This is a genomic window from Pseudomonas sp. NPDC087817 (genome assembly GCF_044742875.1).
Lineage (GTDB): Bacteria > Pseudomonadota > Gammaproteobacteria > Pseudomonadales > Pseudomonadaceae > Aquipseudomonas.
Window position 1 is genome coordinate 16,643 of record NZ_JBIUVJ010000052.1, and the last position, 21,318, is coordinate 37,960.

16 protein-coding genes and 1 pseudogene are annotated in these 21,318 nt (G+C 49.2%); 9 read left to right on the forward strand and 8 right to left on the reverse strand.

What is annotated here, in order from left to right:
* Positions 1-40: 40 nt before the first annotated feature.
* On the reverse strand, positions 41-1,273 hold the full coding sequence (locus ACIONG_RS23700) for a hypothetical protein (protein WP_401303052.1): 1,233 nt from the start codon (positions 1,271-1,273) through the stop codon (positions 41-43).
* A 373-nt stretch (positions 1,274-1,646) separates the two neighbouring features.
* On the opposite strand from ACIONG_RS23700, the gene ACIONG_RS23705 reads away from it, so the two are divergent.
* Complete coding sequence (locus ACIONG_RS23705) at positions 1,647-1,817, forward strand: hypothetical protein (protein WP_401303053.1); 171 nt, start codon at positions 1,647-1,649, stop codon at positions 1,815-1,817.
* 265 nt (positions 1,818-2,082) lie between these two features.
* Positions 2,083-2,592, forward strand: a complete 510-nt coding sequence (greB, locus tag ACIONG_RS23710; RefSeq protein ID WP_401303055.1) for a transcription elongation factor GreB — start codon at positions 2,083-2,085, stop codon at positions 2,590-2,592.
* A gap of 138 nt (positions 2,593-2,730) precedes the next feature.
* On the opposite strand, the gene ACIONG_RS23715 is transcribed toward greB, so the two are convergent.
* The 6 genes from ACIONG_RS23715 to ACIONG_RS23740 form a co-directional block, all read right to left on the reverse strand.
* The gene (locus tag ACIONG_RS23715) at positions 2,731-5,325 is read right to left on the reverse strand and encodes a UvrD-helicase domain-containing protein (RefSeq protein ID WP_401303057.1); all 2,595 of its coding nucleotides are present in this window, start codon (positions 5,323-5,325) and stop codon (positions 2,731-2,733) included.
* 725 nt (positions 5,326-6,050) lie between these two features.
* Positions 6,051-6,935, reverse strand: coding sequence for a type II toxin-antitoxin system RelE/ParE family toxin (locus ACIONG_RS23720; protein WP_401303059.1), 885 nt, complete (start codon positions 6,933-6,935; stop codon positions 6,051-6,053).
* Between the two features lie 5 nt (positions 6,936-6,940).
* A complete protein-coding gene (locus ACIONG_RS23725) occupies positions 6,941-8,008 on the reverse strand; it encodes a DUF3696 domain-containing protein (RefSeq protein ID WP_401303061.1) in 1,068 nt (355 codons plus the stop codon).
* Positions 8,005-9,222 carry a DUF262 domain-containing protein gene (locus ACIONG_RS23730; protein ID WP_401303063.1) on the reverse strand — a complete coding sequence of 406 codons (1,218 nt, stop codon included), beginning with the start codon at positions 9,220-9,222 and terminating at the stop codon, positions 8,005-8,007. The genes ACIONG_RS23725 and ACIONG_RS23730 overlap by 4 nt, the downstream gene beginning before the upstream one ends.
* 1,424 nt (positions 9,223-10,646) lie before the next feature.
* A complete protein-coding gene (locus ACIONG_RS23735) occupies positions 10,647-11,366 on the reverse strand; it encodes a hypothetical protein (protein WP_401303065.1) in 720 nt (239 codons plus the stop codon).
* 32 nt (positions 11,367-11,398) lie between these two features.
* Positions 11,399-13,018: an RNA-directed DNA polymerase gene (locus tag ACIONG_RS23740; RefSeq protein WP_401303067.1), complete on the reverse strand. Its 1,620-nt coding sequence runs from the start codon at positions 13,016-13,018 to the stop codon at positions 11,399-11,401.
* A gap of 545 nt (positions 13,019-13,563) precedes the next feature.
* Between ACIONG_RS23740 and ACIONG_RS23745 the strand changes: the two genes are divergently transcribed.
* From ACIONG_RS23745 to ACIONG_RS23775, 7 genes are all read left to right on the forward strand, one after another.
* Positions 13,564-13,710, forward strand: coding sequence for a hypothetical protein (locus ACIONG_RS23745; RefSeq protein WP_401303083.1), 147 nt, complete (start codon positions 13,564-13,566; stop codon positions 13,708-13,710).
* A gap of 415 nt (positions 13,711-14,125) precedes the next feature.
* The gene (locus tag ACIONG_RS23750; protein ID WP_401303081.1) at positions 14,126-14,803 is read left to right on the forward strand and encodes a histidine phosphatase family protein; all 678 of its coding nucleotides are present in this window, start codon (positions 14,126-14,128) and stop codon (positions 14,801-14,803) included.
* Complete coding sequence (locus ACIONG_RS23755) at positions 14,800-15,417, forward strand: exonuclease domain-containing protein (protein WP_401303069.1); 618 nt, start codon at positions 14,800-14,802, stop codon at positions 15,415-15,417. The genes ACIONG_RS23750 and ACIONG_RS23755 overlap by 4 nt, the downstream gene beginning before the upstream one ends.
* Before the next feature lie 286 nt (positions 15,418-15,703).
* Positions 15,704-17,293 carry a DUF6119 family protein gene (locus ACIONG_RS23760; RefSeq protein ID WP_401303071.1) on the forward strand — a complete coding sequence of 530 codons (1,590 nt, stop codon included), beginning with the start codon at positions 15,704-15,706 and terminating at the stop codon, positions 17,291-17,293.
* A gap of 409 nt (positions 17,294-17,702) precedes the next feature.
* Complete coding sequence (locus ACIONG_RS23765) at positions 17,703-19,202, forward strand: Shedu immune nuclease family protein (protein ID WP_401303073.1); 1,500 nt, start codon at positions 17,703-17,705, stop codon at positions 19,200-19,202.
* 245 nt (positions 19,203-19,447) lie between these two features.
* Positions 19,448-19,672 carry a hypothetical protein gene (locus ACIONG_RS23770; protein WP_401303075.1) on the forward strand — a complete coding sequence of 75 codons (225 nt, stop codon included), beginning with the start codon at positions 19,448-19,450 and terminating at the stop codon, positions 19,670-19,672.
* 119 nt (positions 19,673-19,791) lie between these two features.
* On the forward strand, positions 19,792-20,586 hold the full coding sequence (locus tag ACIONG_RS23775) for an NYN domain-containing protein (RefSeq protein ID WP_401303077.1): 795 nt from the start codon (positions 19,792-19,794) through the stop codon (positions 20,584-20,586).
* Between the two features lie 10 nt (positions 20,587-20,596).
* Here ACIONG_RS23775 and ACIONG_RS23780 read toward each other — a convergent pair.
* Positions 20,597-21,228, reverse strand: a pseudogene (locus ACIONG_RS23780) (DNA polymerase V subunit UmuC); the annotation flags it as partial.
* Positions 21,229-21,318 lie beyond the last annotated feature (90 nt).

The following is a 21,318-nucleotide window of genomic DNA, read 5'->3' on the forward strand; positions in this document are numbered from 1 at the left end:
AATTGTCTATTGGACTGCCTTGCTCAGATCCTTGCAATATTCAGTTTGCAACACCAAAAATCCGGCTAAGCCCCAGACTTTGGTGTTCCTCGGAGGGACTATCGAAAACGTACGTTCTGCTCTGCTCACTTTCGGAGCTTTCGCTCGTTCTTTCCAACGAGGGTGCGCTTACAAAAACGACTGCAGCGAGGTGCGCGTTGTCTGGATTGCCTAGAAGCTTCGTAGCTCGACGAGCCAGTGAATTGATCTCCTCCTCTGCAAACGCCTCCAGAGTTGGCCCAGAGTGGCGTTCAACTCGAATGACAAGACAGCCAGGACGCTTACCCGTCATCTGTTTACGGACAGCATCCTTGGCAACCTTGCCGAGTGCCGCATCAAATTTGCTCGGAACTAGACTTTGGACGTCGATGACGAGATAACCCTGGTCACCCAAGCTCTTAATTACACGATACCCCGGGTCAATACCAAGCTGTTCGTTTGCAAACGTAATTAGCTCGTCCACGCTGGGCTCATGTTGCATCGATTGGAGATTGCACAATCGCAGGTTGATTGTACAAACACCCACCAGCTCCCGTTCACCTGCGCTGACGGCGTCTGCTAGCTCAGCAGCGAGTTGTGCAAGCTCTGCCGCCGACTCCGAAACTTTGTCAGTGAATGTGATAGAAATGCCATAGAAGTGACGCTTCAGCTCAGGAAGTTTTGGCTCAATCAGAGGTAGAAGGCGATGTGTTAACGCGTAAAACACCTCCTCGGTCAACGATTCTCCTTTATCGACCGATAGACTTTTGCACTCAACTTCAACGGCTCCCACACCTGGAATCGTTGCAAGCATGTCGAAGGTTTCTACGCCGTTATCCTCCTCCATCCAGGTAATCCCGCAGCCCTCCCTGCTGAGGTGAGTCGCGACTGAAAGCTCGAATCGCAGGCCACGTGCCCCATCTGGCTTGTTGATCGCATGTAGCACCCGCCTACACAATTTGCGGGCATTTTCAGGAGCGCTATCACCACAAACCTGCACAATCTGCGCGGCGAATACCATTGCCTGTTTGGTGGCCTCCCAAACTTCAGGTTCGGGAGACTTACCATGACGATCGAAAGCCTCCAAGCCATACGCCAGGACGTTCTGCTTCCATAGAAGAGACTGCACGGTCGGTGTTTCGTTGATCTGATGCTGTAGGTTGGAGACGCGTTTAAGCCAAGGCTTATCAGGGAAAAGCCCAGTAAATGCTCTATAAATTTCTGAAAACTCGTCTTCTCTCAAATCGGTTCGCATGGGAGCCTCCTTAGCCGTCCTTGCTCGCTAGCCTGACAGGCTAACTTTAGGTTCTTGATCGTTGTATCAGAACGGCAAGACAAAACGGAATCAGCGTATCCCATTTCTTTTCGGTATCGCTCAGCGCGCCCTTACACAAAGAGGCTTTGAGCCATCGTCAGGCTAGATCTAGCATTCGGCTCACGTTCTGCCCCAGCCCTAGTTCGCCGCCTGACTGCAAGCCTGCAAGGGAGATCATCCGATTTCTAGGTACACTGATATCCGGTGGCGTGGTGACACCCTGCTTCTGAAAATCGATGAGCATCGATATGAACTGTAAGTGGATGACATCAAAAACCTAATGATGGAGCTTCATCCTGCAAGTAGAGGTGAAGTGCACTTTCTCAAGGGCAAGTTCGTCGTCAGTAAGGTGCTCGATTACCACTACGAAAAGATCACCAATTTCATCGAGAGCTATGACCCATTTGAACTGGATCTTGAAGAGTTGATGGCTCTGGAAGAGTTGCTGGGAAGCCTCGTGGGGCAGCATTTTTACAGCCAGTAAGTTGCTCAAATACTCAAGGGGCAGTAAAGAGGACAGGTTGCCCAGGGTGCGAGTATTCAGAGGCATCGATCATTCTTTTCAACGGCGGTATTTCAGCCCTCTCCCTACCTCAATCTCTATCCAGTACGAACGTCAGCGCGCGCATGGTAGCCTTTATCCCTATTTCTTGGGCAAACTCGTCAAGCCCCACGAGATTCTGATCTTCGCCCTTAAGGCACGCTGCTTCGCCCCCCTAGGGCATGCAGATTTTTCAAAGGAGGCCGCTTTGGCCACAAACATCATCACTCGCGGTGGCCACAACACCCTCAAGGCAGAGCTCGATCATCTATGGCGTGTTTATCGCCCAGAGATCACCCAAAAAGTCACCTGGGCAGCTTCCCTTGGGGATCGGAGCGAAAACGCCGACTACCAATACAACAAAAAGCTGCTGCGAGAAATTGATCGACGGGTTAGATATTTGCGCAAACGCTTGGAGGACGTCAGGGTCGTCGACTATTCCCCCGAGCAGGAAGGAAAGGTGTTTTTTGGAGCCTGGGTAGAGGTTGAAAATGATGAAGGAGAGCTCAAGAAATTCCGAATCGTGGGCTACGACGAAATTTACGGGCGTAACGACTACATCTCAATCGACTCGCCTATGGCCCGAGCACTGCTAAAGAAGGGGCAAGGTGACGAGGCTGTGGTGCTGACTCCGACTGGCGAGGCGGTTTGGTATGTCACCAGCATTACTTATGAGAGCTCTGAAGATACTGGCAACGCTAGTCGTCCAATAGCTTAATGAAAGCACTCATGCCCGCCCCTTCTCCACACTCATCACGTGCGCATATGCACATGACTTTGGACATACTCATCAGACCCTGTGAAAGATCTACATTCACCAAAAGGCCAATGCCCCACCTGGTTCAGACGCCTCTTGTTATCGCCTGTAATCGCTAAAGAACGCTTGTTCTTTGTCAATTTTCGCAGAAGCTCTTGGAAACCCTTTGCTGGCAGGCTTCGGCGGATCAAGGAACCAGTAGCAGTTGACCTTGGCCCGAGTGATAGCCACATAAGCTAGCCGCATCACCTCTTCGCCCTGAGCAAAATCATAGGCCCTGGCCTCTCCGTTCATGACCAAGCCTGCCAAGGTGTAGGCCTGGTTTCGCCAATTCGAGGAGGACAGTTGCTCACAGTCGCCTACGAGGAAGACGGCATCCGCTTCAAGACCTTTCGACCCGTGGTACGTCATCATACGGATGTTGTCGGCCTGCCTCTCCCGCCTCGCCCGCTGCAGCGTGTCGCTTAGCTTCTTCGATACCTCATCCAGGGTGCTCCTGGATCGCGACAACACCATTACCTTGTCCCCGGCCTCATAGTGATCATTGACCAGATCCACCAGGCGCTGATCATCCCGCCGCCATAGCTGCACAGGGACGTTCAAGCCGATCATGTCTGGGTGCCCAGCCAGGCCGTGTTTGTTCTCAATGGAACGCGTGTGTTTCACAATACTTTCGGCTGCATCGATCACCATTTGCTGTGACCGGAAGTTCTGCTGCATCAGGATCGGCAGAGTCGAGGGTGATGGGAAATAGTTCTCGAATTGCTGGAAGAACTTGGGTGAGCTACCTCGCCATCCGTAGATGCTTTGCCAGTCATCCCCTACGGCCATGAGCGATGGGTAAATCGGGCCTTGCGGCGACCGATACTCCAAACGCCGCAGTCGAAGCTCGGTCAGCACGCCTCGCAGCCAACTGATTGTGTTAGCACCGCAATCCTGGAACTCGTCAACAAGCGTGACCATCTGAGATTTCAGAACGCCTTCAGGAAGCTTGCTGAAGTTTTCTTCTGCATGTTCGCTGTACATGGCGAACATCTTATTAAAGGTAAAGACTTTTGGGCTTTGATTCGCGAGGAAGTCCTCAAATGCCGGCCAGAACAAGCCAAGAGCCTCGAAGAATTTCCCGTCCATATCCCTCTTAGTGAAGTTCATCCCCTTGATGGCTTTAGCTACATCCAGCCCTAGGTTCTCAAGAAACGATGCTGCACTGTGGAAGGCTTGCATGATGGGGACAGGCTTGATATCCCCATCAACCTGGTAGCCAAATTTGGGGATCTCAGACACTTCTCCCCTGAGTGTCTCCAGCGAGCACTTGGCCTCGTCGTAATTTGTGAAGTACAAGACCCGCTGCGAGTAGAACAGCCTAAAGAACAGCCGCCTCATGTTCATGGCAAGTGACAGATTGGTTTTACCGTTCTCTACCGTGACGGTATCCGGCTCATTCCGATCGACGCCCAGCACCACCAAGGCCTTCAGATCTTCTGCGTAACCATTCGCGTAAAATGTTTGCCCGTTCAACTTGATCGGTACGAGGTCAGCGGTCACGCCAGGCATTGGCCAGTGTCCGGCCTTACGCCAAAGCGCCTCGACAGATTCGCAGGTTTCGCGGTCTCGCCGAGAGCAGCGCTTTATCACTGCGATACGCTTGGCGTGCTCAGGGTCTTCTGGGTTGAGGGGCTCCCCGATGGAGGTGGCATGTCTAACCAGCTCAATGATCAGATTACGGAATTTTTCGTTGTTCTCGAAAAGGTTCTGGTAGCAGCGATTCATCAGATCCAACTGCCTGATGTTTAGCCGAACGTCCAGTACGTTTTCAGGCTCTTCGTCCTCGGCGGTAGCGTCTTTACTGAGGAATTCGAAGGCCTTGGAGCCTTGGAGTAACGGCGACCACGCGAAGAAGTCGAGGACTCGAGAATGGAAGGTTCGGACAAACGTCTTGCCTTTTTTCTCGTCCATGGGGATTTGCCATAGCTTGAAAACCTTGATGACCTTGGAGATGAAATCGAAGCGAGAATCACGGGTAAAGGTCACGACAGTGATTAAGTCTTCAGGCACATTCAAGTAGTACCGGAGCACAAGCAACCTCAGTACCATTGTGGTGGACTTGCCACTGCCGGCGCCGGCCACGATGTAGGTCGACGGGTGTCGAGACAGGATCATTTCCCACTGGGGGTCTGTAGGTTGTTGGTAGTCCGGTAGCTTTGCTCGGATATCCTCACGTATCCGATGCTCAAGCTCCGAAGAAATAGGGAAATCGAAATCCTCGAACAGATTGATGTCCACGCCAGGTGTGGCATCAGTAGGGCGAACGCCAGGGTTCAGCTCCAATACCAGCTTTCCAGCTTCGAAACCTACTTCGTGGCCGCACTCGAACCCATCGTGATGACCCTTGTTATGACCTTCATCGTACCCTTCCCTGTGCCCCTCCTGATGACCTTGCTTGCGACCGGCCTCTAAGCCCTCTAGATGGCCAAGCTCCTTGCCTGCCTTATGCCCTGTTTTGTAACCAGACGCGTTGCCAGCAGTCCATGATGCGGCGTCATGAGCATTGATCTTCCTCAGCAACCACTGCGCAAAAACGTGCACCTTTTTCTGCCATGATGCATCGTCGGGTGCCAATTGCTCTTGCGATGGATCGTTTTTCGCACTGCCCTGAGGGGATGCTTTGTTTCCTGACTCGTTTAGAGAACTCACTCAATACCAGCCTTTTACGATTTTCTATCACCCAGGCTAGTAATCGCCTGCTGCCCTGAGCTCATCCACCAGCGGTAATCAATGACGACTTTGAGATTGGTTACTGTTAAGCCATAAGAACGCTGGGAATGAAGCCACAAAAGAGGAAAGGTAGCACGGTGCCATACGCTTCTGGCAGGAAAAAGGCCCTATCTAGCCTCTGAAGACACAGGGAGGTAGCGCGTTGACGCCGATGCTGAACGCATGTTGGCAACCAATATCGCTGACTACCCACTAGTAGGCGGTCAGGACAGCTATCACCGATGTATCGACGATGCGAGAAATGTGGCTTCCATCGTGAAGGGAGTGCTGGACTAATTGCTGAGCCGGGCCCATTGGCCCAAAGAATCGATCTCGCTCTAGGCGTCACGTCATACTGGAGCCTTATAATCGGCACGCGATGACTCGGCTCAGAATGAATTGAACACAAACTTTCCCCTCACAGATAGAACGTCTACAAGGTAGACGACTTGGGCTAAAAAGAGCTTGGGGGAGAGCTTCTTTGGCCCATGGAACCCTTATGACCGGGATCGAATAAGTGAGCTCACCGGACGCTAACGTTTCACCTGCGCCGCCACCAACATGTATGCGCTGGTCACAAATGGGCAAGCGGAGGTATTCCACTACAATGCGGAAAAGGTGCTGAGTCTGAACTCGGGAGCTCTACTTGAACTCAAAATCAGATGTCAAATATCTTTGAGAAGTTTTTTTGCTTTATCGATATTATATTTATAGCCTTCGTCGTTGCGCTTTTTTATAAACCCTACAAGCACAGCATGCTTAGGAGCAGTTAACGCTTTAAATAGAACGCGAATCGCACCGCCAGCGTGCGCAGAAAATCTGATCTCTTTCAAACCTTCAGCGTCGTCAAGAGTGTCAATGAGAGGCCTTCCTCCTTTGAACTCCCGTTCGACTGCCAGCCTCATTTTGTCTGCGACTCGATGTTTATTCTCGTCTGTAAGGTTTATAAACCAGTCATAAAAATATTCGGTTACATGGTGGTTACAGCAGATTGCAAAAATGTCGTTATTACGAAATAGCTCAAGAAGATCCTTTCCGTGCTGCTCCGAAGATATATTGCTCACGGATAGGGTTTCGTCCGTGAAAGATCCATCCGCAGTCCGGGCTAAAGGTATTTTTGAAACATTCCAAATCTCGGCAGTGTTAATGCTGAGCATAGTGGCATTGGTGAAAAAAGCCAAACTTAGAACATCTGGATACTTAGCTGCGGCTTGACCTGGAATATAAAAGCTATATTCAGCCAACTGGTTGAATACTTCTTCCTCGAGATGATCTAAAGCGGGTGTTTTATCATCAATCTCAGTTAAAAAAAGGAGCATGTCGCGCTCGTTCTCATCTGCTAATCGAGTCAAAAAATCTTGATACGTGAACGATTCTCCAATTAAAAAACCCGAAATATCCTCTATATTGCTATCTACGTAGAGTGTAAAGCGATCTGCGCCGCTGTTCAGTTGCAGCAAGCCCTGTAGCGCATCCTCGAAAAGAGCATATCCTTCCGCTGGATTATCTGCTGGAAAGCTATTTGTATTTAAGCAGACCAAGTGTTCCATCGCGCCTAGTTCCTTCTGGCAAGAATAGCTCTATTTTTTAGTGTTTGATCAAAAAAACCATCTGGCCAATAGTCCAACTTCCCGGAATCATTGATAGTGGGAGATACAATTTCGGTTAGACCCTCTTTGCTCTTAGATAGGAAGTGCAGTGAGATATCCTCGGCTTTGATCAGCGATTCCTTAACCGCGATTCTGATACCATCAATCAGGTGATCACTATGAGTCTCCGTGACGATCTGAACACCGCAAGAAGCAGCTAAAGCGAGTAAACGCCCCATGGCTGTTTGCCCCTGCGGATGCAAGTGGGCTTCAGGGTTTTCTACAATCACGAGGGTGCCATTGCTAGTGCGTTGCTGCTCCCATTTATCACCCCAACCTTCTCCCCAGCCAGCCGAGGGTGAACTTGCAGCCATACCGAGAACTGCAGTCAAAATTGGCAGTGTATAGCTGAGGCCAAATCCAACGTTTGCTGGACGGAAACTATCATACTCTGCCCTTGCGAAGTCAGCTTTGTGATCGGTAGAAAGCTCGATCACTACACCAGGCGCGATTTCACTGAGCCATCCCGCCAACTCGAAAGCCAGGGTTACACCTTGCGATTCGGGGTGGTGAAGTTTTTCTGGGATAATTGCATCACCCATTTTTTGCATAAAATCAAAAACAAACTCTCCTTTTTCACCAATATAGGGTAGCTCTTCAATAGAGCGCCGCAAGGGTAGTACGGTTTGTGGGCCAAGGCGGCCGGCACCTATATAACTAAATACAGGAGAGAAAGACGGGTGACTGCAAGATCCCTCACTGATTGTGAGTGTGTGTTTTTCTTCGCCGGCTGTTTCTACTATTACTTCAATTGGATCATCTTTAGTTGAGAATTTTGAGCGAATCTCAGAAATTGAACCGTGCCCCTCAAGCAACGGCGATCCACCCTTTGCGGCAAGGTCATACATCCTAATAGCCTGTATGATAGAGCTTTTGCCGCTATTGTTAAGTCCGGACAACACCGTCAACGCACTGGTGGAAATGGTTTTGTTTGGCAGGGACTTAAAAGCCCTTAATGAAATGGAAGTGATCATTTGCTCTCCATGATAGTCGACTGAACAATGCCTAGTATTACAAGGTATCGATCAACTACGTCCTTTGATTGGGATGAATTTCTTCCTATTGAGTTCAGGAAGACCTCGTCATTTAAAACTGTCTCATACTTGCTTACAAGATTGCTTTTGCGGCTTTCAAGAATAACAAATTCAAACTCCGTCAACTCGGATAGAACGTTAGACCAGATTTCAAATAGCGCTTTATTTATTGGCGTCTTCTTTCCGGACGGCAAGGACTTACGGAACGTATGAACTCCAAATATTTTCTTATTCCTGATCATAGCCAGCTTGAAACGTTCTTTGATCGCTTCGGTATTTCTGACATGAATTGTAGGAACTAATGAATTTTGGAAAATCTTATGCATGAGTTTTTCATCAAGCTGAGGCATGCAATTAATTACGCGCATGGTGTTGCTCAGCCAAGAGTCCATGCTTGATTTGAAGTCCCGCCTCTCGAACACCATGAAAGAAATAAACCTCAATATTAGTTCCTGCGCTCCCATCCTTGTGTCATTGATATTGCTGTCAACCGCCGTTTTGAATTCTTGACTTTCGGCTAAAATCCGAAGGAGTTTAGAAGATTCCCCCTCGTAAAGCGCATGACGTATTTCGTGCGCCGTTAACGGCATCCCGCCAGTGTTGATTCGTTTAAAAATATTCCGCTTAACCGCTTCTGGAGTACCCGGATTAATTACAGTGAAACGCATTTCAGTTTCCATAACGGTGTTCACAAGACGGATATCTCGTTCGTCCGCGTTAAAATCACTAAAATATTTTCCGTTGTACTTACTGCCAAGAAACTCCAAATCGCACAACTTTAGAAAATTACCGTTATCGCCCAAGATAAAATTTCGTATTGTAGATAAGCGCTGCAGACCATCTACAACCTCCCATTGGCCAAGCTCATTGGCCGCCACATAAAACATTGGCAAAGGGATCTTTAGCATAATGGACTCAATAAGGCGACTTCTTCGCTTGTCATCCCATACTTCATTTCGCTGAAAGCTTGGACTCAAGTGAATAGATTTCTGATTAAGTCGCCTGATGAGTGTATCCATTGGTATGGATTTTTGGTCTATGGAAATAGAGTCCGAGTCAAAGGGTTCAAGACTTAACTCTTCTTCCGAGTCTCGCTCAATTCCCGTAGCCTCTCCGCTTTCCGAAAGCTCCTCTTTGTAGTTGCCTTCTTCCATTTCGGAGCTCCCTTTTTGAATTAACCTGCATGGGTTTATGAATTTCGCCGAGTACGATCATACCGTGCTCAGTCACCCGCCAAATATATGGCCATAAAAAAGCGCTTTTTTCTGTAATGGTTTCAACCATTCCCAGTTTAACGTCTGTCATTCTAGCGTCTAATACCTTATCTAGATAGCAAGCTGCCGGAATCTACGGGGCCACCGGGTGAAACTATTTTGGGAAGGTTCAGTGATGTTGCGTATGGCGACCATAAGCATTTACGTGAGGGCACGGATAGCGCTCTGAGCACTGCTGGGCGTTCAAAACGGAGATCGACGGACTACCTAACGAATACTCATGAACAAGACCAACTCCACCAGACCTGCTTCTAGCTCCATCTATTTCGAGATCCCTGAATACCGCATTGACTGGCGATAGTCGCGCCATTTGCCTAGAAACCCCACGCACGAACAGGTAGGTCGCGCGTTGAAAAATAGGCAGTCTGAGCACCAAAGAGCACCAAAATACTGTACAAATGAACAGTACATCGCTTCGCGCGTACTTTCAATAGCCGAACCGTAACCCGCTGGATGAGCGCACCCTATCAGGGTATGAGCGGTCTAGGCTTGATAGGACGCCAGTCCTATGAGCATTCGAACGAAATTCCTTTCTCCAATCTATCCAAGCCTCCTCGAACCCTACGGCTACCTCTATTGCGGAGACTTCGAGGCAACCTGTAATGAGGTATCGAGTCGGAATCGACAAGGCCGCTTGCAGTCGTACCCGATCAGATGGAAACGATTGAGACTGACCTGGTGGCGATCGATTTGGAATCGCTTCAGATCGTCGATGGGCTCCAGCGTTTCGTTCAACCGCAGGTCAATCCTATCCTCGCCGACTTCTATAAGCAGCTCACATCCATTCAACAAGCGGACTTGGATAATGCAGGAGTCTATGTGTAGGTTGGCGAGGAGCTTGAGCGTTTCTTGCGCAATACCCAAGCGCTGCCTGGGCCTCGTGGCGAGACTATGATGCGCGACAGCTTGAACGTGATGCCGGACTCGCTTCGTGTCCTTCCCTCTCCGACCTGCAGCACTTCAACGTGAGAAAATGGCACAAAGGCCTATACGACCATCAGCCGAAAAGTCTTAAGCAAACGGTAGAGTCGTTAGGCTTGGTTTGGATGGGTACATGTCACCTTGGGATTGACGACGCTAGGAATGTCGCGAGCATAATCAAGGAAATGCTCGACAAACAAGCGAGCCGGGCCCATTGACCCGAAGAATCGACCTCCCCATTGATGTCACTTTGTACTGCAGCCTCTCGATGACTCGAAAGCATAATGAAGTGAACGCAACCTCTCCTCTCGTCGCCAGTGAACGCCATGAGTTTCCGTATGCTCAGGATGTTTTAAACTACTAGCCTCATCAAGGTATCGCGTTCAAAATCTGCTAAGCCCCACCTCAATCGAGGCACGGAATTTCTCTACTAGCTGAAGCTTTGACCCTCCTGGAGATACTAACCGAACCAATTCATCAAAATTAACTATCACCATTTTATTGACTCGGGGATTAATCAGCACACATGACTTCCACTCAGTAGAATTAGTTTCGATGGCATACAGATAACTCATAAGCCAGTACATAAGTATCTGCCGATAATCCGCAGATGAAAAATTTTTAGCCGAACACTTTACTTCAACTAAATTATCTCCAATCGCGAAATCTCCGACACCAGATGAGATCCAACCGCACCCTGGGATTTTTGGAGCAATCACCACATCCGAAAGCAACAGAGATTTCGAACCCGCCAAGCTTGCCAACCCCCTAACTAAGTTTTCCCCCGTAACTCTAGCGATGACCTTATCACCCTCTTCCAAAACCAAAGGGACTTCGGCATCATAGTGAAACCGCTGTTTAGTGACGGCATTCAACAGCAGGGTATCCCAACTCGGCAAACAACCGAAAACCAGACTACTTTCAGCGACCGCAGATGCAATCTCAAAAATCATCGATTTTTGAATACTGCTTTCAGACAACAGCTTATGATCAATTTCCTCAAATCCAGGAATTGCAATATTTTGGCTATTAATATAACTAACAACTTTGGGAATTAGATGTGGAAATATAGTTTCAAACACCCCTGAAATTTCCCGTGCCACTGTCCGAGGATCTCCACCCATCCTATGGCCATTCATTGTTCACACCACTTAACGTAAGCAGATGCGAATGGATCTGTTCCTCCACTATCAAACCCAAGACCCCATGCACTCAACACTGAAGCTCGCAATTGCTTTTTCATATACATGCCATCATCACCAAACTCTGTCGCGGCAAGCCATACCATTCTCTGCTCTCCCGCTCCACATGTTGCCCAGCGCGAGCGCAACGCTATGAATCGATCTCTATCTTTCCAGCTTCGCCAACAGTCAATACAGGCTCGACCGACAGTCTCTGTGTGCGCTGAGGCGTAAAGACTGGCGACATATTTAGCCCGTGCATCTGTACGGCGAAACCTGAGAGAACGTAAGTAATGCAAACAGTTACTGTCTACAGAAAGTAAATGACTCGAATGTAGTGGTACTGAATCCAAAAGACTATCAACAGCTTCGTGAATCGTGGCATATTCTGGCTCATCCCTAAGCTGCGAAATACCTCTCAATATTTTAGAAAACGATGCACGAAACGAATGCATGTTAACCCCCGTCAATAGGGCTGTACAAACTTCCAACGCCACCGGCGGAGCCAGTAGCCTTAAGGTTCTGCTTACCTGAGTGACGATAAAGTTATCAGGCTGTGACTTCTCTAACTCCCCACCTACAAGTCTCATTACATCCAAGTGCTGTACAGCCGCTTTGAGTTCTTCATAATCAGCCTCGGCGGTATCGGAATAAGGATCAAATCGCAAATCAATTGCGCGGAGAGCATTGGACTCTTCATCATCTCCGCCTAGCTGCACTTTCACCAAGTCTACATAATGAGGAACAGCCAAGAAGCTTGTCTTAGTTTTGTTTAGTGAGAGACCATAATCAGCTAAAGCGTGGGATAATGTTGCTAATACTCGATAAGCAGAGCTTTGATTTTCAGCTACTAATACAAAGTCGTCGACATATCGCCGCCATACAACGCCTTCATCCGTCAGTCTCTGATCAATCTTCGACATTAAGAGTTCGGCTAAAACCCTGGAACACTGCCCACCTACAGGTAACCCGAATGATCGGCCCGAGGCGAAACTGCTCAACATACGGTCTATTTGTACAGAAATTGTCGGCGAATCAGGAAACAGCTCATCAATAAAATTTTGAATTCGATGGTGATATATATGCTCATAAAAGCTGGAAACATCTGTCTGCACTACGACCGCAGTTGCGGGAGCCGCGAGGCAGTCTTCGAGTGTCTTCTCCTTGAACTTGCGCCAGCTTTGACTCGTATCAAAAAAACTTGGGCCCACATCGGAAAACCTGTACGAATGGGCACGTTCACTACGATGCGGCTCATGACGTTCAGCTATTGCAACACCTAGAGAATTGAAATAAAAATTCCAGAACGGATGTATTTTTGTGGTCACTCTAAATCCAGCTGGGCCAGCAGGGGTTAACAAGCGCTCAGAAAAAAAAGATACTCCGTTGAATTTATGTAGCGCAAACTCTTTACCCCCCCTAGCCACTGCCGCCGACATTCTTTCAGCCACGCTTACTAGGGTATCTTTGGATTCAGCCACAAATCGACAATCGACGTCGAAAGGTAGAGTATCGTTGTCTCCGTGAGCAGCGATATCGTCAATGGCTCGGCTGAAGTGCTCTGTCGTTAACATGTAGGTATTGCTCCCAATCTGCGTATTGATGCCCTCTTGAAGGCCTATATCTCAATGATCATAGCCATAAAAAGGTGGTAGTGCGGGGGAATTACATGGGGTGCCAGGTGCTCCAAAGTAGATATCCGCTTCGGAGTTTGAAATCTACCGCCCGCACAGACCTGGTGGATATTGACGGACGCAACGGGGCACCTGAAATCTGGCAGCACGACAGAACTAATCCTGTCGGCCTACTGAATGCCAGGAAACGTGAACAAATCTAATGCTTAGCTCAGTTCGCCGTAAGCAATGTCTATTGGTTTGATGAAACCGGACACCCATTTAGGCAAGGATGCTCGTCAGAAAATGGTGCCTGATGTACAAGCAACGTCGCTCACCTTCCTCTGAGCTCAAACACGAGGCCGCAGCTTTCGTGCTTCATCGAGGCTAAAGCTATTATCGAGACCTACCGCTCGCTCGGAGTAGTCGGAGGTGTTTGCTTCGAGCTAATAGCCGCATAATCTCACCCACTACTATTCTGTCGTTTCCCAACATGGAGTTGAAAAATGCACGGTGAATATTCGTTATCAGATGTGCTGGAAAGAATGTACCAAAATCAGCTCGCTCTCGAAGCCGCGCTCATGGAGCTGCCGAAGCTAGGGATCAAACAGGAAAAGGTAAGCGCCTGGCTACGGATTCAATCTCTCGAATAGCGGCGCTGGCTGACACCCGCTCGAGCAAACGACTGTGAATTATTTAAATTATTGGCTGACCATAATTATCGCCCCGCCATAATTCTCAATAATTTTGCGCGGATCAAAATCGGAGCCTAGCAGGCCATTTGGTCACCAGTCATAGGCGGGCACAAGGCCCGAAGGGACGACGCCTCTCAAGTACGGCCCAGCGATTGCGACGCGTCTCTCTTCAACGGAAGAGGCCACGATGTCGTACGCCGAGCAGCGCCCTTCCCTGCTTTATTACCAGTTTGCTCTGGATGCGGGCGATACTGGAGTTCACTGGATCGAGCTTTCAGAAGTCTAAATGCCACCCCATCACCCCTACCCTAATCCAGCCATACCCCTAGCAACGCTACTGGTGTCGTATGTCGGCGAAACTACAGGTAAGCCAATGAAGAATGTCAGGCTAGTGCGTCATGGAGAAAGTGCGGCCAATGCCGGTGCAGCTACTCTTGATCACGCGAGTATCCCGCTCACCGAAAAAGGCATTGAACAAGCTAAACGAGTGGCGCAATCCGTCGGCCGTGCACCTGAGTTAATCGTTGTCTCCCCTTTCTCTCGGGCTCGAGCGACTGCGGATGCGACCATCTCCGTATTCCCTGAAGCACCACACGAAACATGGCCAATCGAGGAATTTACCTACCTTGATCCGACCAGGTGTGTGAACACCACCGTAGGGCAACGGAAAGCATGGGTCGACCAGTATTGGGCGAACGCAGATCCGTCCTATATTGATGGAGAAGGTGCTGAGTCGTTTCTGGAGTTTGTTGGCCGCGCACGATCTTTCCTAGATCGCATAGCCACTCACCAGGCACAAGACATATTGGTCTTTTCGCACGGGCAATTTCTCAATGCGGTAGCTTGGCTCATCGAGCGCAAGCCACTTCATGTTGATGCCCAAGCGATGATCGAGTGGCGCAGGTACGAGATCGACAATCACGTTCCTAATGGTTGTGGGTATGTCGTGACCCGTGCTCTAAGCAATTCCTTGTGGACAGTGAGCAATTCAATCGACATAGATGGGGCGGTTAATCTCAACAAGCTCCAAGTAAGGTCTCCCATGCCATGAGCATCGAAGCAAAGTTTCTTCACCTCCAAGCAATCCATAACCTCCTCGCACCATACCGCTACCTCTATTGCGTCGACCTTGAGGCAACTTGTGACGAGGTTGGATTGCACGAATCTCCTAGGTCGCTTGTGGTCGTCCCCGATCAAATGGAAACGATTGAGATTGGCCTGGTGGTGATTGATTTGGAGTCGCTTGAGATCATCGATGAGTTCCAGCGTTTCGTTCGGCCCCAGATCAACCCCACTCTCACTGATTTCTGTAAGAGGCTGACATCCATTGAACAGGAGGACGTGGATGGAGCCCCAACCTATCAAGAGGTTGGCGACGAGCTACGAACATTTGCTGCGCGGTATCCAAACGCGGCATGGGCATCGTGGGGGGACTATGACGCAAGACAGCTTGAGCGCGATGCTGGCTTTGCTGCCTGCCCTTCCCTGCTCGAATGCCTGCCGCATTTCAATGCCAGGAAATGGCATGCAGGCTTATACGACGATCGACCTAAATCACTTAAGCAAACGGTCGAGTCGTTGGGCCTAGTTTGGCAGGGTACCTATCACCGTGGGATCGACGATGCCAGGAATGTCGCGTCCATTATTAAAGAAATGCTCGACTGATTAGGTGAGCCGGGCCTCGCCCTTCCCAAGAAGCGACTTATTCCAGCAGAACTGTCATAGAGAAAATTGGCGAACAACAATGGCCTCCTTGAATACCTGACTTGTACAGCCTCTGCTTTATGACAGTGACTTCCTTCGATTTATGAATCTTCATCCCTTACCGATCGCCTGTAACTCATTGATTTTCATCAGCCAAACCAACACCTAAATTTATGCGATTGCATGAAAGTCAACCGAGTGGCATTTTGGCACTTGCCTTCTAATGATAGGCCCAAAGGGAATTGCCATGCCAAACACATACAACATATACAAAATCAAACATCAAAAGCTCGACCAACTCAAAGCCAAACTCAACGCTGTCGGTTTGATCGAGCAAAAAACCATCATTTCAAAGGATTATACATACACGTTTTATTTTTCTCAAAACATCGCTGGCAATGAAGTTTGGTGGTGGACTACGTATCGAGACTTCTTCAATGACAACGTCTCCGAACCAAAAAACATATTCAATTTCGGCATGCTACTTTGCCAAAAAACTGATAACCCAGAAAGCATCTATGCTGTTAGCCTAGGAAAATCGCACTTCTATCTTTCTAAATTCATCCAGCTCGACTTCGGAATCGATCTAGCCATTCGTATGGCCGATGAAAACTCCATTCTACTGAAGAAAAGCAGATATTTTACGGGCACCAAGAGGCAGGACGTATCATCGTACCAGCGCTTTCAAATCGACAGTTATGAACCTGGTGAGTCCGTAGACCACTTAAAGCTCAAGGCTGCCGACAAAGAAATATGGGGAGAGAGAAATATCATCTTTGCTGACTCCATTCAAATGGACATGGATAAGCATCCTCTTGAGTTATCAGATGTCTTTCAACAAATCGACACCAGTTTCAGAGGTGAAACGATCATTCACCTTCCAAAACTGGAGGCCGTGACTGAAGATCTTGCCAAAGAGTTAGATAATGTCCTCCTTGCTTGCCTAAAAAAAGGAGAGGGAGATGTGACAATTGAAGAGTTTCACGTTTATGGGGTTTCGATATGTTTTAGCTTCCATGATTATGATTACCGCATCTCAGCCAAGCTAAAAGATGGTTATCGCAGGAAGAATCTTGGCAACACACTTGAAATTCAAGCCGTATCGAAGTTCCTGGCCGAAAACGATGATATAGACGATATAAACTCAATCACTGTTCAATTCCAAAGTGACGACACCAAGTCATTTACACAAGATCTTAAAGAGTTGCTGGACTTTCCTGTCACTCATGATGATTTGCAATATTTCTTGAAAAATGGCGAATGGTTCATATTCAATCAAACCTTTATTGATTATTTAAAGCGCTCATTAGACAACATTGAAATTGTCATTGAAGAAGATTTAGTTGAGGCCAACTTTTTAACCTGGCAGGATGAGAAAAGAAAAAAAATAGCAGCGCAGGAAGAAGTAGATGACAAACTCACATATCGCGAAGCATACTTCAACCAAAAAATCTGCAATGATCGTGGCTTTAAATTACTCGACCGACAGCTGACAGAAATCCAGTCCCTCGAAAAAGGAAGGCGCAAATACAAAGTCGAGATCGCAGACATATTTAAGGACGGAGAAATCATCTCAGTCAAAATATCTAAATCCAACCCTGAACTAATTTACAATATAGAGCAATCTAGAGACTCCGTTGAGCTCATCAAAAGAAACACTATAAAATTTGATGAAGCGATAACCACCGCATCGCTGTGGTTTGTATTCGAGCGCGACATGACGAGAATAACGGAATTTAACTCCATCCAGTTTCTTCTTGCGATAGAGTCTTGGCACAAGTTAGTTAAGAGCTTTTCACTGAAGCCCAAAATCTATATCTCGAAGCATGTGAGATAGGCAAAAATTCATCGATAGCTCCCGCCCGGCTGCTGCCGGGCGGATTTGACCATCACTTCGAGAGCTGGGCCTTCTTAGCATTAAGAACGCCCTCTAAATAGACGTCACCTCATACCACGGCTTAGCCATTACGAGGTGACTCGAGTGCAGAATGATTTGAACACAACCTATCCCCTCACCGCCCACGAAGTCTGCCAGGTATTGAAGAGTGCCGCTCTGGACAAGCGCATCATGATGCGAAGCTGATCAATTCATGGAATGAAATCTACCGTCCTTGTGCAACAACACCCTCGCTTTTCTGGAGCTGAGGCACCCGATAAACTCAACTCAACGCCTTCAAAAGCCTGGACTAGGCTCCAATGGCAAAGTATTCAAAGGAATAATTTCTTTCGATTGAGGACGACTGCCGATGCCTTCCCTGCGCCCCTCCCAGTACGCAATGCAGCAGCGCACCGACGGAGGCCCCTTCCTTCGGATTGAGCGTGATGACCTCGAGTACGATACGGATGAAGTGAACGCCCCCCAGGAAGGGGACGGTGAGTTTGAATGGGGAATGGATCAAATCTATGGTGCCTCACGTGTGTACTACAGCGACGTGGCGCTCCCTAATGACTCTCTTGGGTGGCATCTGATACTGGAAGTGACCCCAGACGATTTGATCATCCACCCAATCTACCCACGGTCGACTCACCCGCAGTATGGAGAGCCAAGGTACGACACCATCAAGTCGATCATCATCACTCGCCCCGTTTACCAACCCTATGCTCATCCATCTGATAAGTATGATGTGGAAGAGTTACTGGGCGGTCTGCCTGCAGGACTCTCCAAGGACTGGCGGTATGGTCTGGGGTTCCACTACGAGTACCGATACATAGTCAACGCGGTGGCTTCCCTAGAAGGCGTGAAAGAAATTATGCTCCACGGAGAGCGGGGTCGGAACGATGCCCGAGTCAAGGGCAGCACCTATTTCCTGGGGGTTGATCAGCTTGAGGTGCTGAGAAAGCGGCTGGATCAACTGACACAGCGTCACCAGCGGGAAACTGCTGCGGATAAAAAGCTCGTTTGCTACACCGGATTACTGCACAAAGCGGCCCCCGAACTCTATCCGCCGCGAGCACGGAAGCTTGCTCCAGATATGCTAGCCAATCTCGTTTCGCTGGGCTCGGTCACCCCTCAGCTGTCTCCGAAAGACCAGCAGCAGGCGGCAAAGCTCGCGCAGCAAAGTGTCCCGACTCTGGCGAAATCTGAACCTCGTACGCTGTTCAATCTCAAGGCAGAGATTGAGCTCGTCACACTTGGCCAGCTCATTGAGGTTTATCGGAAAATGATGGATAGCAATGCCAACGAAACTCGTTGGCAGGCCTTCCTGAGCAAAAACCCCTTCATTCTCGACATGGCGTTTGGGTATCCCGTAAAGAAAATCGCAGATCAGCCCTACGTAGGTGGAAAGAATTTCAGTGGCCGAGGCGGTCAATATTCTGACTTCCTCATGGCGGCGAAAGCCACCGGCAATCTAGCGCTCATCGAGATCAAACATCCCCAGCATGACCTGCTTGGGAAGCAGTACAGGAAAACCTATACCCCGTCGTACGAACTCAGCGGTTCAGTCGGCCAGATCATCAGCCAGCGCAGCCATGTGCAGCGCGAGATCTACGGCCTAGCGCATGACCTCAAAGAGCGCGTTCACGCCCACGCTGTTGCAGCCATTGTCATCATTGGGCGTACTCCTGAGGAAGAGGATAAGCAGGAAGCCTTCGAGCAATATCGAAACGGGCTGAAGGACGTTCTGGTGGTGACCTTCGACGAACTACAAGATCGTCTTGAAAGCATTCACCGAGCGCTGACGCCACCGACGTTAGATCCGGAGGCTAAGCCTGAACTGATTAGGGATGAAGATTTGCCGTTCTAAAACTCGGACTTAGAGTGGAAATAGCTGCCCCCTCCCCCCACTTCATAGGTAAAGTAAATTGGCGGTATTCAAGATCGCTACACAAACGTATTTATCAATAAAAGACGTTTTAAGCACCTCGCCTCAGAAAAAATGATCGTGCCGTTATTTTCAAAGGCGCTTGGGGAACGCAAACTCTGAGGGCTGAAGAATTGCAGAGCACTAACCCTGCTACGCTTTGCTCTTCCCCCGAACGGAGTCGAGTCATGGCCGAGCAATATTCCCTTCCCGACGTTCTGGCAAGAATGTACGAAAACCAACTAGCGATCGAAGCGGCACTGATGGAGCTCGTCCTGCTGGAGGAGCAGCGCGGGTCATCTGAGGCCTGCGACAATGCACGTGTTGCACTGGAAAAGATTGGCGAGAATGCGGGGCATATCAAGCAAGGAATTGCTAGATTGGGAGGAGATCCTGGGACGTCGATTTCTTGATACTCACGCCTTAAGCAGGCATCGTCGCCTTCAAAATAAAGTGCCCCTCAACGGGTATGAATACGAGCGAACGAATCCTCGTTTACAGAAATTGTGACGCGCTCAATCAAGGATGAACCATGACCACGCATACCGCCAGTAATGCTCAAAAGCGACTCGCAGTGTTGATCGACGCTGACAATGCCCCTGCGCCAATCGTCGAAGGCCTGTTTGAAGAAATTGCTAAGTACGGCGTCGCAAGTGTGAAGCGCATCTACGGCGACTGGACTGGCCCTCATCTCGGCGGCTGGAAGAAAGTCCTGCTTGATCACTCAATTCAACCCATCCAGCAATTCGCCTACACCAAAGGCAAAAATGCCACTGACAGTTCGCTCATCATCGATGCCATGGACTTGCTATACACTCGCCGCTTCGACGGGTTTTGCTTAGTATCTAGCGACAGCGATTTCACGCGATTGGCTTCTCGACTACGCGAAGAGGGATTGACCGTTTACGGGTTCGGCGAAGAGAAAACACCCAAGCCTTTCGTGGCCGCATGCGACAAATTCATCTACATCGAGTTACTCCGCGAGGATGTCATCGCACCTATCAATGGTGAGCCTAGTATGGCTTCTGTTGCGCCCCTTGATGTGGCCAAGCCAGTAGTTACTGAGCCATCCAAAAAGCCTAAGGCACCAGTGGGCTTCATCGCCAAAATCTTGGACGACATTGCTGACGAGGATGGATGGGCACACTTAGGCGCGCTTGGCGCGAACATTACGAAACTACGTCCGGAGTTTGATCCACGCACTCATGGCTACAAAAAGCTGAGTGACCTAATCAAAGGCTATCCGCACGCCTTTGAACTACAGGCCAGAGGCACATCAGGTGGCACGGCAGTGATGTATGCTCGTCACAAGCAACCAACTAAATGACAGGCAGCTACGGCAATTCGACCAGGGCTCCATTGGCGTATTTGGCCTCCTCCGGATTGAACATGCCGGTGCGTATGCTCACCCTGATCTTCTTGCATAGCGACTGCTGAGCCCGGAGCTCTCCGTGGCTCGCATCATGTATGTGGCGACCGCCTCTTTGATCGGTGCAATCTCGGTGAGACGCTTCCCAAACGTCCTGCTGCTGCAAATTTCTTGTTTGGATGGATCGGGCTCATCAAGCTCAAGACACGGCGTACCGGTCGACTCGCGTGCCTTCTTCTCAATCACGACACTGAATATTTGCGGAGCATCCAGCGATCGTTTTTGGAAAGATCCCAGGCTGTCATGATACCCATGCCTTCCAGGCGATTCGTCATTTTTCGGCCGACGCCCCAGACGTCGGACGCCTGGCACTTCTTCAATACCCAGTCACGTTTGACCTGGTCACGCAGATCGTCCCACCCTACTCTGGGCCTGCCATCATTTGGCCGCATGGTTGGCCAGCTTGCTCAAGGTCTTGGTACCGGCGATGCCCACACCGACCGGCATTCCCGTACTCCGATGCACCCGGGCCCTGATCCGGCGCCGCAGTACTTCAAGGTCACTAGGCATTCCCGTGAAAACTTCGAAGGATTCATCAATCTAAAGGAAAGATGTCAACCCATGGACATCGGTTTGAATGAATATTTGTGAGGGTTTAGATTAGGTATTCGATGTCCATAGACCACACGC

Bases quoted from the DNA above. Each gene is read 5' to 3' on its own strand.
- ACIONG_RS23740 (WP_401303067.1), bottom strand. From the start codon at position 13,018: ATGTTAACGACAGAGCACTTCAGCCGAGCCATTGACGATATCGCTGCT.
- ACIONG_RS23745 (WP_401303083.1), top strand. From the start codon at position 13,564: ATGCACGGTGAATATTCGTTATCAGATGTGCTGGAAAGAATGTACCAA.
- ACIONG_RS23755 (WP_401303069.1), top strand. From the start codon at position 14,800: ATGAGCATCGAAGCAAAGTTTCTTCACCTCCAAGCAATCCATAACCTC.
- ACIONG_RS23730 (WP_401303063.1), bottom strand. From the start codon at position 9,222: ATGGAAGAAGGCAACTACAAAGAGGAGCTTTCGGAAAGCGGAGAGGCT.
- ACIONG_RS23775 (WP_401303077.1), top strand. From the start codon at position 19,792: ATGACCACGCATACCGCCAGTAATGCTCAAAAGCGACTCGCAGTGTTG.
- ACIONG_RS23760 (WP_401303071.1), top strand. From the start codon at position 15,704: ATGCCAAACACATACAACATATACAAAATCAAACATCAAAAGCTCGAC.
- ACIONG_RS23725 (WP_401303061.1), bottom strand. From the start codon at position 8,008: ATGATCACTTCCATTTCATTAAGGGCTTTTAAGTCCCTGCCAAACAAA.
- ACIONG_RS23750 (WP_401303081.1), top strand. From the start codon at position 14,126: ATGAAGAATGTCAGGCTAGTGCGTCATGGAGAAAGTGCGGCCAATGCC.
- ACIONG_RS23700 (WP_401303052.1), bottom strand. From the start codon at position 1,273: ATGCGAACCGATTTGAGAGAAGACGAGTTTTCAGAAATTTATAGAGCA.
- ACIONG_RS23765 (WP_401303073.1), top strand. From the start codon at position 17,703: ATGCCTTCCCTGCGCCCCTCCCAGTACGCAATGCAGCAGCGCACCGAC.
- ACIONG_RS23720 (WP_401303059.1), bottom strand. From the start codon at position 6,935: ATGGAACACTTGGTCTGCTTAAATACAAATAGCTTTCCAGCAGATAAT.
- ACIONG_RS23770 (WP_401303075.1), top strand. From the start codon at position 19,448: ATGGCCGAGCAATATTCCCTTCCCGACGTTCTGGCAAGAATGTACGAA.